The sequence below is a fragment of the Pseudomonas sp. NPDC087342 genome, from assembly GCF_044744265.1.
Classification (GTDB): domain Bacteria; phylum Pseudomonadota; class Gammaproteobacteria; order Pseudomonadales; family Pseudomonadaceae; genus Aquipseudomonas; species Aquipseudomonas nunensis.
This window is the reverse complement of the sequence record NZ_JBIUXZ010000001.1, coordinates 1,449,697-1,462,118: the sequence shown is the minus strand read 5'-3', so window position 1 is coordinate 1,462,118 and position 12,422 is coordinate 1,449,697. Positions and strand designations below refer to the sequence as shown.

The window sequence follows — 12,422 nt, the reverse complement described above, 5'->3', positions numbered from 1 at the left end:
GATGTTCAATGACCTGAGTCGCCTCGGTAAATACCTCGGTCAGGCCGCACGCCTGATGGTCGGCATGCCCGACTACGACAACTACGTCGAGCATATGCAAACCAAACACCCGGACAAACCGGTGATGGACTGCGAGATGTTCTTCCGCGAACGTCAGGAAGCACGTTACGGGAGCAAGGCCGGGCCGAAGTGTTGTTAAGCCGATAGCCCGGTAGATGCAAATCCCCCTGTGGGAGCGGGCTTGCTCGCGATAGCGGTCTGGCAGTCAGCATCATTGTTGAATGTTAAGCCGTCATCGCGAGCAAGCTCGCTCCCACATTTGATTGGGGTTGAACCTTGTATTTGTGAGCGACGCAAAACCCCTGTGGGAGCGAGCCTGCTCGCGAAGGCAATCTGTCAGTCGATATCTTTGTTGGCTGACACACCGCTTTCGCGAGCAGGCTCGCTCCCACATTTGATTGGGGTTGAGCCTTGTATTTGTGAGCGACGCAAAACCCCTGTGGGAGCGAGCTTGCTCGCGATAGCGGTCTGACAGTCAGCATCATTGTTGAATGTTAAGCCGTCATCGCGAGCAAGCTCGCTCCCACAGTTGTTTTGTGGTGTTGGTTAGTGACCCTGATTGCTTTTGATTAGATCGTAGGCCCTGCGCACCAGCGGGTTCACGGTGTTTGGCCGGATCCACAGGTGATACGTCACATCCGGTAACCGCGGTAACCCATCGTTTTCCCCCAGCACCCGCATGTCCGGCCCGAGCATTTCCATGCTTCTGGGGGTCACGCCCAACCCTGCGCGGGTCGCGGCTTTGATGCCGATCAGGTTCGACGCCAGGTACGCCTGGCGCCAGGGAATGTTTGCGCGTTCCAGGGCTTCCAGCGCATAACGCCGATAAATACTCGGCTCATCCACGAGGATCAGCGGCAACGGTTCTCCAGGATTGTGGATGTACTGCGCCGAGCAGATCCACCACACCGGCGAGGTGCGCAAGGCGAAGCCTTCGAGGTTGGGATCGGCGCGGGTGGAGATCACCATGTCGACCTTGCCCCGGTGCAGGTCATCCATCAGGAACGGACTGCGCCCGACATCGATCTCCAGGCGCAAGCGCGGTGCCGAGCGCGCAATGTGGCTGAGCATCGGCGGCAGGATGGTGTCGGCGATGTCGTGGGGCGAGCCGATGCGCAACACGCCGCTCAAGCTGCTTTCGCGCAGGGAATTCAGCGCATCGTCATTCAAGGACAGCATCTGCCGCGCATGCCGCAGCAATTGCTGGCCGGCTTCGGTGAGCTGTTTTTGCCGCCCGCGTTTCTCGAACAGACTCACGCCAACCTGCTGCTCCAGGCGTTGCATATGCTGGGTGACGGACGATTGCGTGCGGTCCAGTTGCGCGCCGGCTTCGGCGAAGCTGTGGTGATCGACCACGGCAATGAAGGTGCGCAGTAATTCGAGATCGAGGGTCGACATGGCGGCTGCTTTTTATATCAAGGGTGCAAACCTAAACATTACATATTTTTATGTGTTTGTTGATGGGTATTTTCCGCGGCGACGGCGAGTCCCAGTAAATACGGCGATATAAGCGTTTTGCTCAAAAAGGAAATACTGCGAGTTATAACGATATTAGATATTTGTATTTCCGTTACCTGGGCGCTGTACCCAGGATGCCCACTCAATCAGGTCGGGGTACGCCGATCATCCATGAGGGGGAATTCCATGTTGCTCGAGCGCTCACCCGTAAAACGATTATTGCCTGTGATGCTGGGCGCCCTGATCTCCTTGTCCGGCATCAATGCGGCGCAAGCCGATGCGACTCTGGACAAGATCCAGGAACGCCACGTGTTGGTGGTCGGTGTGCTGCTGTCCGGCGGCCCATTCGGCGGGATCGATCCCACCAGCCAGAAACCTCGCGGCTTGAACGTTGACCTCGCCAACGAGCTTGGCCGGCAACTCGGCGCCGAAGTTCAACTGGTGCCGGTACTGCCGGCCAACCGCGTGCAATTCCTGCAGCAGGGCAAGGTCGATTTGCTGATCGCCAACATGGAATGGACTGCCGAACGCGGCGAGATTCTCGGTTTTGTGCCGACACCGTTCTACCGCGTCGGCGGCACTGCAGCCGTCCTCAAGGACAGCAAAATCACCCGTTGGGAAGACCTGAAGAATCAACCGGTCTGCACCTCCCAGGGCAGTAGCTACGTCAAGCCGCTGACCGAGTTGGGCGCCGAGATCAAAGCATTCAAGAGCTCGTCGGAATCCTTGCTGGCCCTGCGCGGCAACAACTGCGTCGCTGCCGTGCACGACGCCACGCTGATCAATCCGTTGATCGCCGACACCGCGGAATGGCAGGGCTATCGCGCGCTCGCGCCGGAACTCAACCCGGCGCCGTCGGTGATCTGGACCCGCCGTGGCGAGAGCGACACCCAGGCCAGACTCGACCCGATCATCAAGGAACTGCACCGCAGCGGCTGGTTGATCGAGGCCCAGACTCGCAACCACATCACTCCGGCATCCCCGGCGCTGGTCGAGTTGCAGAAACAGTTCCAGGCCAACGGCGCCTGAGTCCGGCTCCTCGTTTTCAACCGATCAACGCTCAAGGTAGCCGTGCATGAAGCCACTTTTTTCCGCCAGATCCCTGACCACCCTGTGCCTGGCCGGATGCGCCGCACTGGCCGCCAGCCTCGCCCAGGCCGACGCCACCCTGGACAAGATTCAACAGCGCCACGCCATCAGCGTCGGGGTGATTCTCAGTGGCCCGCCGTTCGGCACCATCGACCCGAAGAGCGGCGAACACCTGGGCTACAACGTCGAACTGGCCAAGGGTATCGGCAAGGCTCTGGGGGTCGAGGCCAACACTGTTTCAGTGCTGGCGCCGAACCGCGTGCAGTTCCTGCAACAGGGCAAAGTCGACATCCTGATCGCCAACATGCAGTACACCGATGAGCGCGCCGAGATTCTCGATTACGTGCCCACGCCTTATGAAGAAGTCGGCGGCGCCGCACTGATTCGCAAAGGCGCGGGCATCACCCAGTGGGCCGACCTGAAGGGCAAACCGGTGTGCGTGTCCCAGGGCAGCAACTTCATCAAGCCGTTGCAGGAAACCTACGGCGCCGAGATCAAGGCGTTCCGCAGTCAATCTGAATCACTGTTGTCTCTGCGCGGCAATGGTTGCGTGGCGGCGGTGCATGTCAGCCCGACCATGCATGCGTTGTTGAGCGATGCCGAATGGGCCGGTTATGAAATCCCGCTGCCGGGGGATTTGATCCCGTCGAACTCGGTGATCTGGATTCGCAAGGGTGAGCACGATACCCAAGCCAGACTGGATGCCATCGTCCGCGACTGGCACCGCAGCGGCTGGTTGATCGCGCTGGGCGAACGCACCGGCATGGCGCCATCCCAGGCTTTGCGTGACTTGCATGAGCAGTATCGCAACGCGGCGCCATTGGCGGTTCAACCATGAGCCAAGGGCTGTTCGCGACATTGCAGCAACTGCTCGGCGCCAGCCATGTGCAAAGTGGCGAAGAGGCTGCGCCGTTCCTGACGGACAAACAGGGGCGCTACGTCGGGCAGGTGATTGCCGCCGTGCATCCCGCCAACACCGAAGAAGTCGCAGCGGTGGTCCGCGCTTGCGTGGCGAATGACACGCCCATCGTGGTGCAGGGCGGCAACACCGGCTTGATGGGCGGCGCGACCCCGGACGCCAGTGGCCGCGCCGTGTTGCTGCTGCTCGATCGCCTGAACCGCGTGCGCAACGTGGACACCGACAACGACACCCTGACCGTCGAGGCCGGCTGCATCCTGCAAACCGTGCAGGACGTGGCGCGCAACGCCGGGCGTCTATTTCCGCTAAGCCTCGGCGCTGAAGGTAGTTGCACGATTGGCGGCAACCTCGGCACCAACGCCGGCGGCACGGCGGTGCTGCGTTATGGCAATACCCGCGAGCTGACCCTCGGCTTGGAAGTGGTCACCGCCCAAGGCGAAATCTGGAATGGCCTGCGCGGTTTGCGCAAGGACAATACCGGCTACGACCTGCGCGACCTGTTTATCGGCAGCGAAGGCACGCTCGGCATTATCACCGCTGCGACCCTGAAGCTGTTTCCGCTGCCCAAGGCTCAGGCTACCGCGTTGTTGGCCTTCGACTCGCTGGCCCAAGCGGTGACGTTCCTGTCCCACGCCCGCGCCGGTTTCGGCGCCAGCCTGACTGCGTTCGAATTGCTCAGCGCCGATTGCCTGGCGTTGTTGCGCGAACAGTTTCCCGAAGGTCCGCAACCGTTTCTCGGCGCGGTGCAACCGTGGTTTGCGCTGCTGGAACTCTCGGATAACCACAGCGAAAGCCATGCCCGCGAAGCCTTTGAAACGGTGCTGGGCGATGCCTTTGAACAGGAGCTGCTGGCCAACGCGCTGATTGCCGAAAGCCTGGCTCAGAGCGAAGGTTTGTGGCTGCTGCGCGAAAACATGAGCGAGGCGCAGAAGCGTGCCGGGCGCAACATGAAGCACGATATCTCGGTGCCGATCTCCCAGGTCGTGGCATTTGTCGCGCACACCGATGCGCTGCTGCAACAACACTTTCCCGGCGTGAGGCATTTCACCTTCGGCCATCTGGGTGACGGCAACCTGCACTACAACGTCGCGCATCCACTGGGTTCGACGGTCGAGGCGCACATGGCGAATTACGCGGAGCTCAGCGAACTGGTGCACGACAGCGCCCACGCCCACGGCGGCTCGATCAGTGCCGAACACGGCATCGGGCAGCGTAAGGTCGGCTTGCTGGATCGCTACAAAAGCCCGGTGGAGCTGGACCTGATGCGGCGCATCAAGCACGCGCTGGACCCGAAAAACCTGCTCAATCCGGGCAAAGTCGTGGAGGTGGCCAAGCCATGAGTGTTCGCCTGTCCAAACGCGTGCAGCGGGTTTCGCTGTCGGCCAACGCCGCCGCCAAATCCCAGGCCACGGCGTTGCGCGAGACCGGTCGCGATATCCTCGACCTGACCACCGGCGAGCCGGATTTCGACACGCCGGAACACATCAAGCAAGCCGCGTATGCCGCCATCGCCGCTGGCGCCACCAAGTACACGCCGACGCCGGGAGTGAAAGCGTTAAGACTGGCCGTAAAACGCAAGCTCCAACGCGAAAACCGGCTGGAGTACCCGCTGGAATCCATCGTGATTGCCAACGGCGCGAAACAGATCATCTTCAACGCCTTCGCCGCGACCCTCGATGAGGGCGATGAAGTGCTGGTGCCGACGCCGTACTGGCCGTCGTTCCCGGACAGCGTGCGCATCAATGGCGGCGAGCCGGTGTTTATCGAGTGCGGACTGGCCCAGGGTTGCAAATTGACGCCGCAACAGCTGGAACAGCACATCGGCGAACGCACGCGATGGCTGATTCTCAACGGTCCAGGCAACCCAAGCGGCGCGGTGTACAGCGCCGCCGAGTTGCAGGCATTGGCCGAGGTGCTACGGCGCCATCCGCAAGTGCTGATCCTGTTGGATGAGCTTTACGAACATATTCGCTTTGACGGGCAGCCACCTTTGAGTTTGCTAAACGTCGCGCCGGATTTGCAGGCGCGTTGCCTGTTGGTGGGTGGGGTGTCCAAGACTTACGCCATGACCGGTTGGCGCATCGGTTTCGGTGCCGGGCCGCAAGTGCTGACCAGCGCGATGGCGGTTGTGCAATCGCAATCGACGTCGGGGGCTTCCTCGGTCGGACAGGCTGCGGCGCTGGCCGCTTTCGACGGCGGACTGGATTTCCTGCCGGCGCAGGTCGCGGCCTATCAGCAGCGTCGGGACTTGTTGGTGACGGCGTTAAAAGCCGTAAACGGTCTTGAGGTGCTCGAACCCCAGGGCGGCTTCTTCGTGTTCGTCCGCTGCGAAGGCTTGCTGGGACGTTATCGCCCGAACGGCGTGCGTCTCGACAGCGACGCCGATGTCGTCGCGTATTTGCTGGAGGAGGGCGTCGCTGGCGTGGCGGGCAGCGCGTATGGCTTGTCGCCGTGGTTTCGCCTGTCCATCGCCACCGCGACTGACAGCGTTGCCGAAGCCGGTCGCCGCATCGCCCATGCTTGCGGGCAATTGCGGGGGACAGCATGAGTCATCTGTTGGAGCTGTTCGTCCACTGGACCGCCGGGTTTGGTCTCAACTACAACTTCCTGCTGGACGCCTATCAACGCGGCACTCTGGAACAAGGCGCGCTGACCACCGCGCTGCTGTGCCTGTTCACCATCGTTGGCAGTTTGCTGGCGGGTGTCGGGTTGGCGGCGATGTTGACCTCGGGCAAGCCGTGGCTGGCGAAACCGGCGCGGGTGTTCATCGAAGTCACCCGCAACACGCCGACGCTGGTGCAGCTGTATTGCGCGTTCCTGGTCTTGAACATGCTGTTGACCCAAGCCGTCGGCGCGGCGAATCCGCTGACGCCGTTTGCCTGGGTGGTGATCGTGATCTCGCTGCACAAGGGCGCGTTCCACGCTGAAGCCTTGCGCGCCGGGATCGAAGCCGTACCAGCCGTGACCCTGGAGGCTGCCAGTTCCCTGGCCTTCAGCAGCCGCCAGTTGCTGTGGAATGTGCAACTGCCGCTGGCCCTGCGTTTTGCCTTGCCGTCGCTGATCAACAACCTGATCGACCTGGTGAAGATGACCGCCGTGGCCTCGGCAATCGCCGTGGGCGACATCACCTACGCGGCGATCATGATCTGGACCCAGAGCGATAACGTGCTGGAGCTGATGATCCTGATCCTGAGCTTTTTCGGCCTGCTGAGTTTTATCGTCAATTGTGTGGGGCGGCTGCTCGAAGCGCGCCTGAGGATGCCCGGCTATGGCCATTGAATCGTCCGTCAGCGCACCGCTGGCCTGGCCGCGCCGGCATGTCGGCAAATTGCTGTTGTTGGCTGGCGCGGTGCTGTTCCTGCTGTATTTCGCGCCGCAAAGTCCAGTATTTAAAGCTTTGCTGCAATGGTCGCCGGCATTGGCGGTCGGCTTTGGCCAGAACATTCTGATCAGCCTGGTGGCGATTGGTCTGGGCTCGGTACTGGGATTGTTGGTGGGTGCGTTGGCGGTGTCGCCGCTGCGCCTGTTGCGCTTGCCGGCGCAGATCTGGGTGCAGGTTTTCCGCAACGCGCCGTGGCTGGTGCTGATCTATTTCACCACCTACGTGTTTCCGTTCGAGATCAAACTCGGCAGCACTTATGTCTCGTTTCCGGACTGGGTCAAGGTCACCATCGGCCTGGCCTTGCCGGCGAGTGCCAACGTTGCGGAAATCTTCCGTGGCGCCATCGCCTCGATCCCCAGCACCCAATGGGAAGCCGCGCGTTCCCTGGCCTTCACCCGTGGGCAGATTTTCCGCTCGATCATCCTGCCGCAATGCTTCAAACGCATGTTGCCGCCGTGGATGAACCTCTATGCGGTGATCACCATGGGCACCGCACTGGCCTCGCTGGTGGGCGTGCATGACGTGATCGACACCGCGCAGATCGCCAGCAACACCGTGAACATGACCGGTTTCACCGTGGTGATTTACCTGAGTTTGCTGGTGCTGTTCTTTGCCTATTGCTACCCGATTTCCCGACTGACCCAACGCCTGGAGCGACGTTATGCCTTCTATTGAAACCGTCGCCGAGCCCCTGGTCAGCCTGCGTGACCTGCACCTGTCGTTTGGCGCCAACCCGGTGCTCAAGGGCATCGACCTCGATGTGCATCGCGGCCAGGCCGTGTCGATCATCGGCCCGTCCGGCTCGGGCAAATCGACGATCCTGCGCTGCATCACCGGCCTGTTGCAGCCCCAGCGCGGCAGCATCCGCGTCGGCAACACCGAAGTGCACACCCTGGCCAAGGAAGCCCAGCGCATCGAACTGCGCAAACGCGTGGGGTTTGTGTTCCAGCAATACAACCTGTTCCCGCATTTGTCGGTGCTGGAAAACCTGGTGATCGCCCCGCGCAAAGTGTTGGGCCGTAGCCGCGCCGAGGCCGAAAAAGAGGCCCGGGCGCTGCTGGCCAAAGTGCGCATGGAACATAAGGCCGACGCCTATCCGGGCCAGTTGTCCGGCGGCCAGCAGCAACGGGTGGCGATTGCCCGCGCACTGGCGATGCGCCCGGAACTGATTCTGTTCGATGAGGTGACCTCGGCCCTCGACCCGGAAACCGTTGGCGAGGTGCTGACGGTGATTCGCGAGCTGACCGAAGAGGGCATGACCTGCGTGCTGGTGACCCACGAAATGCGCTTCGCCGAGGAAATCAGCGACATCGTCTACTTCACCGAAAACGGCGTGATCGTCGAACACGGCAGCGCCGCACAAATCTTCCAACACCCGAGCAGCGAGCGCACCCAGGAATTCCTGCGCCACGCCTTGGGTGATCCGGGCCGTCGCCCGGCGAATTCCAATGATCCGTACCTGTTGACCAACCTGAGCCGCTACAGCCTGTCCGTGTAACACCGAGGAGCTAATTCATGAGTACCGATAACCGTGCCGTCGTCATCGAGGATTTCCTCAAGAAAATCCGTGTGATCAATCAACGTGGCGTCGACCGCGCCGCGCTGGTGGAAATTGTCGCCTTGCTCGAAACCCTGGCCGAGCGCCGCGACTTGTTCAACTTCGACGCGTTCCCGGCACCCGTGCCGGGGCAGGGCAGCACCGCGTTCCGCTACCGCCTCAACGACGATGGCGACACGCCGACGCTGTACCTGAACTCGTTGTTGCCGGGCAAAAGCACGATCCCGCACAACCACGAAACCTGGGCGATCATCAGCGCCGTCGAGGGCCAGGAAATCAACTACGTCTACGGGCGCAGTGATGAAGGTCGCGAGCCGGGCTTCACCACCCTGCACCTGGAAAAAGAAGTGATCGTGCAACCCGGCACGTCGATCTCGTTCCTCGGTGAAGACCTGCACGGGATTAGCGTCGAAGGCGAGCAGGCGACCCTGCATTTCCACCTCTATGGCTTGCCGCTGGAATCCCTCAACGGTCGCTACGGCGTCGAAGCCGACGGGCGGATTCTCAATTACAACGCCTCGCAAATGGCGCCATCGATCAAGGCCTACGCATGATCGATTTGTACTACTGGCCGACCGGCAACGGCTTGAAGATCGGCATCCTGCTCGAAGAGCTCGGGCTGGAATACCGCGTGGTGCCGGTCAACATCCGCACCGGCGAACAGAAGCAACCGGCGTTCCAGCGCATCAGCGCCAACGGGCGGATTCCAGCGATTGTCGATCATGCACCCGAGGCGCTGGACGCACCGCTGAGCCTGTTCGAGTCGGGTGCGATCCTCAATTACCTGGCCGACAAGGCCGGGCGTTTTCTGCCGCCAAGCGGGACGGCCGAGCGGCAAAAGGTCCAGGAATGGCTGTTCTGGCAAGTCGGCCATGTCACGCCTTACCTGAGCCAGTTACAGCTGTTCAAAGAGAAGGCGCCGGAACCGATTGCGTTCGCCCTCGACCTGCTGAATGCCGAGGCGATGCGACTGTATCGGGTACTGGAAACGCGCCTGTCCGAAGTGCCGTATGTGGCGGGCGAGTACTCCATCGCCGACATGGCGATCTTCCCGTGGATTCAGCCGCTGCGCCAGGGCCAGGATTTGGCGGACTACCCGCGAATCCACGCCTGGCGCGAACGCCTCAAGGCGCGGCCGGCGATCCAGCGCGCCTATGCCAAGGGCCGCGACATCGCCGCCAACGAGCGCTCCCTCGCGCTTCAATAATTTCTATTTTCAAGCGGGACTTCCATGAGCCAGACCGTAACCCCAGGGCAACTGCAACAGTGGCTGTTCGACGGGCAGGAAATTGCCCTGTTCGACGTGCGTGAGCATGGCCAATATGGCGAAGCCCATCTGTTTTTCGGCGTGAATTTGCCCTATAGCCGCCTGGAGCTGGAGGCCCGGCGCCTGGCGCCGAATCCTCAGGTACGGCTGGTGATTTACGACCAGGACGGTGGCGATGTTGCGGCGCGTGCCGCCCAGCGTTTAGAGGCGCTGGGCTATGGCCGCGTGCATATTCTGGAGGGTGGTGCTGAGGGCTGGCAGGCCGCCGGTTTCCAGTTGTTTGCCGGTGTGCATGTGCCGTCCAAGGCGTTTGGCGAGTTGGTGGAGGAGGCGAGCCATACGCCGCATGTCACCGCCACGCAGTTGGCCGAATGGCAGGCGCGGGGCGAGCCGCTGGTGGTGCTCGACGGTCGGCCGTTCGATGAATACCGCAAGATGACCATTCCCGGTTCGGTGTGCTGCCCGAATGGCGAGCTGGGCTATCGCGTGCATGATCTGGTGCCGGACGAGAGCACGCCGATCGTGGTCAATTGCGCCGGTCGAACCCGCAGCATTATCGGCGCGCAGACACTGATCAACCTGGGCGTGAAGAATCCGGTTTACGCCTTGGAAAACGGCACTCAGGGTTGGTATCTGGAAGACTTTCAGCTGGAGCATGGCAGCACGCGGCGTTACGCCGATGAGGTGTCATCCGATGCTTTACCGGGTCAACGCTTGGCCGCTGCGCAATTGGCGGAAAAGGCTGGGGTGAAAACCGTCGGGGCCGCGCAGGTTGAGCAGTGGGCGAAGGAGAGTGGGCGCAGCCTGTTCCTGTGCGACGTGCGCACCGCCGAGGAATTCGCCGCCGGCACGCTGCCGGGCGCACAACACACGCCGGGCGGGCAGTTGATTCAATCCACCGACCTTTATATCGGCGTGCGTAAAGCGCGGTTGGTGCTGATCGACAGCGATGGCGTGCGCGCACCGATTGTCGCCAGTTGGCTGCGGCAGTTGGGGCATGAGGCGTATGTGCTTGAGGGCGGTGTGGGCAGTGCTCTTGTGCTGCCGGCGCTTGAAAGCATTGCGCCTGAAGCGTTGCCAACCATCACGACGCAAGCGCTGGCCGATGCGTTGAAGGATGACGCGGTCGCATTGATCGATCTGCGCCCGAGCATGGTGTATCGCAAAGGTCATATCGCCGGGGCGCGTTGGTCGATCCGTTCGTTGCTGACGGCCGAGGTCGCCGGGGAGCAACGGCCATTGGTGCTGCTGGCGGATGATCCACGGTTGGCGGCGTTTGCGGCGCTGGAATTGCCCGAGCATCAGCGCCAGCAAACCCGGTTCGCCGGGAATGTGGCGGGTCTTGAGCTGCAAGCGGACGCCAGCACACCGCCCGATGAGCAATGCATCGATTTCCTGTTTTTCACCCACGACCGTCACTCCGGCAACAAGGACGCGGCGCGCCAGTACCTGGCCTGGGAAATCGGTTTGCTGGCGCAGATGAGCACGGAGGAAATCGCCAGCCTCAAGCCGCTGCGTGAGCAAACGCTTCGGGTTCGCACTCAACTGGTTCATTCCGCGCGCACTGAAAAGGGCAATGGCGGTCGCGCCGTCAATGTCCCGGTCACACGCTTGAGCACGGTGCTGTTCGACAACCTCGCACAAATGCGCGATGCGCGTTCCCGCCGCGACCACGAGCGCGTCCTGAGCTACGGCGCACGCGGCAATCCGACGGCGTTCGCCCTCGAAGACCTGGTCAGCGAATTGGAGGGCGGCTATCGCACGCGCCTGTTCGGCACCGGCCTGGCAGCGGTGGCGCAGACGTTCCTCGCCTATCTGCGGCCCGGCGATCATGTGCTGATCACCGATGCGGTGTACTCGCCGGTGCGGCGCCTGGCCCGGGAGTTTCTGCAGCCGTTTGGTATTGAAGTCAGCTACTTCGCCCCCGACGGCAGCGATCTGTCTGCGAAGCTGCAATCCAATACCAAAATGGTTTACACCGAAGTCCCCGGTTCGTTGCTGTACGAACTCTGCGACCTGCCGGCCATCGCCGCCCTGTGCAAACCGCGCGGCATCCTGCTGGCGGTGGACAACACCTGGGGCTCGGGCTACCTGTATAGGCCACTGACTCTCGGCGCAGACATCTCGATCATGGCGCTGACCAAATACCTGTGTGGCCACAGCGATGTGGTCATGGGCAGTGTCTGCACCCGGGAAGAGGTGTGGCAACCCTTGGCGGCGATGGGCGACACTTTCGGCAACGCGGTCAGTCCCGACGACGCTTATCTGGTGCTGCGCGGCGCCCGCACCCTGGCCACACGCCTCGACGTGCATGAACGCCAGGCCCTGGAAATCGCCCACTGGCTACAGGCTCAGCCTCAAGTGAAGCAAGTGTTCCATCCGGCGTTGCCCGATCACCCAGGCCACGCCTTGTGGCAGCGAGACTTCAAGGGCAGTAATGGCCTGCTCTCATTCGAGCTGCGCGACGCGGACGAGGCCTATCTCGAGCGCTTCATCGATGCGCTGCAACTGTTCGGGCTGGGCGCTTCCTGGGGCGGCTACGAAAGCCTGGTCACCGTCGCCGAACTCAAGGAACGCGAGAGCACCGAAGATCGCGCACTCAACCCGGTGCTGCGTTTACACATCGGGCTGGAAGATGTCGAGGCGTTGATCGAGGATCTGCAACGGGGATTCGCTGCGGCAACGTGAG

At 61.9% G+C, this 12,422-nt stretch carries 12 protein-coding genes; 11 read left to right on the top strand and 1 reads right to left on the bottom strand.

The genetic code is table 11. From position 1 onward, the window contains the following. Position 1: 1 nt before the first annotated feature. A complete protein-coding gene (locus ACIOYV_RS06610) occupies positions 2 to 199 on the top strand; it encodes a YbdD/YjiX family protein (RefSeq protein ID WP_401322003.1) in 198 nt (65 codons plus the stop codon). 407 nt (positions 200 to 606) lie between these two features. On the opposite strand, the gene ACIOYV_RS06605 is transcribed toward ACIOYV_RS06610, so the two are convergent. Continuing rightward, positions 607 to 1,458 (bottom strand): LysR substrate-binding domain-containing protein, encoded by an 852-nt coding sequence (locus ACIOYV_RS06605; protein ID WP_054050770.1) that lies wholly within the window; start codon positions 1,456 to 1,458, stop codon positions 607 to 609. A 246-nt stretch (positions 1,459 to 1,704) separates the two neighbouring features. On the opposite strand from ACIOYV_RS06605, the gene ACIOYV_RS06600 reads away from it, so the two are divergent. From ACIOYV_RS06600 to metC, 10 genes are read left to right on the top strand one after another with little or no spacing between them, the layout of a single operon-like run. Next, entirely contained in the window at positions 1,705 to 2,547 is an 843-nt protein-coding gene (locus ACIOYV_RS06600; RefSeq protein WP_401322000.1) for a transporter substrate-binding domain-containing protein, read from the top strand. A gap of 46 nt (positions 2,548 to 2,593) precedes the next feature. Next, the gene (locus tag ACIOYV_RS06595; RefSeq protein WP_401321998.1) at positions 2,594 to 3,445 is read left to right on the top strand and encodes a transporter substrate-binding domain-containing protein; all 852 of its coding nucleotides are present in this window, start codon (positions 2,594 to 2,596) and stop codon (positions 3,443 to 3,445) included. Further along, positions 3,442 to 4,866, top strand: a complete 1,425-nt coding sequence (locus ACIOYV_RS06590; RefSeq protein ID WP_401321995.1) for an FAD-binding oxidoreductase — start codon at positions 3,442 to 3,444, stop codon at positions 4,864 to 4,866. Before ACIOYV_RS06595 ends, ACIOYV_RS06590 begins: the two co-directional genes overlap by 4 nt. After that, a complete protein-coding gene (locus tag ACIOYV_RS06585) occupies positions 4,863 to 6,074 on the top strand; it encodes an aminotransferase class I/II-fold pyridoxal phosphate-dependent enzyme (RefSeq protein WP_401321992.1) in 1,212 nt (403 codons plus the stop codon). The genes ACIOYV_RS06590 and ACIOYV_RS06585 overlap by 4 nt, the downstream gene beginning before the upstream one ends. Next, a complete protein-coding gene (locus ACIOYV_RS06580; RefSeq protein WP_054614482.1) occupies positions 6,071 to 6,805 on the top strand; it encodes an amino acid ABC transporter permease in 735 nt (244 codons plus the stop codon). The genes ACIOYV_RS06585 and ACIOYV_RS06580 overlap by 4 nt, the downstream gene beginning before the upstream one ends. Further along, positions 6,795 to 7,583 carry an amino acid ABC transporter permease gene (locus tag ACIOYV_RS06575; protein ID WP_401321988.1) on the top strand — a complete coding sequence of 263 codons (789 nt, stop codon included), beginning with the start codon at positions 6,795 to 6,797 and terminating at the stop codon, positions 7,581 to 7,583. The genes ACIOYV_RS06580 and ACIOYV_RS06575 overlap by 11 nt, the downstream gene beginning before the upstream one ends. Continuing rightward, on the top strand, positions 7,570 to 8,406 hold the full coding sequence (locus ACIOYV_RS06570) for an amino acid ABC transporter ATP-binding protein (RefSeq protein WP_401321986.1): 837 nt from the start codon (positions 7,570 to 7,572) through the stop codon (positions 8,404 to 8,406). The genes ACIOYV_RS06575 and ACIOYV_RS06570 overlap by 14 nt, the downstream gene beginning before the upstream one ends. Before the next feature lie 17 nt (positions 8,407 to 8,423). Further along, positions 8,424 to 9,020: a cysteine dioxygenase gene (locus ACIOYV_RS06565; RefSeq protein WP_401321983.1), complete on the top strand. Its 597-nt coding sequence runs from the start codon at positions 8,424 to 8,426 to the stop codon at positions 9,018 to 9,020. Continuing rightward, entirely contained in the window at positions 9,017 to 9,673 is a 657-nt protein-coding gene (locus ACIOYV_RS06560; protein WP_401321980.1) for a glutathione S-transferase N-terminal domain-containing protein, read from the top strand. Before ACIOYV_RS06565 ends, ACIOYV_RS06560 begins: the two co-directional genes overlap by 4 nt. Positions 9,674 to 9,697: 24 nt before the next feature. Further along, entirely contained in the window at positions 9,698 to 12,421 is a 2,724-nt protein-coding gene (gene metC, locus ACIOYV_RS06555; protein WP_401321978.1) for a cystathionine beta-lyase, read from the top strand. The last annotated feature ends 1 nt before the right edge of the window (position 12,422 follow it).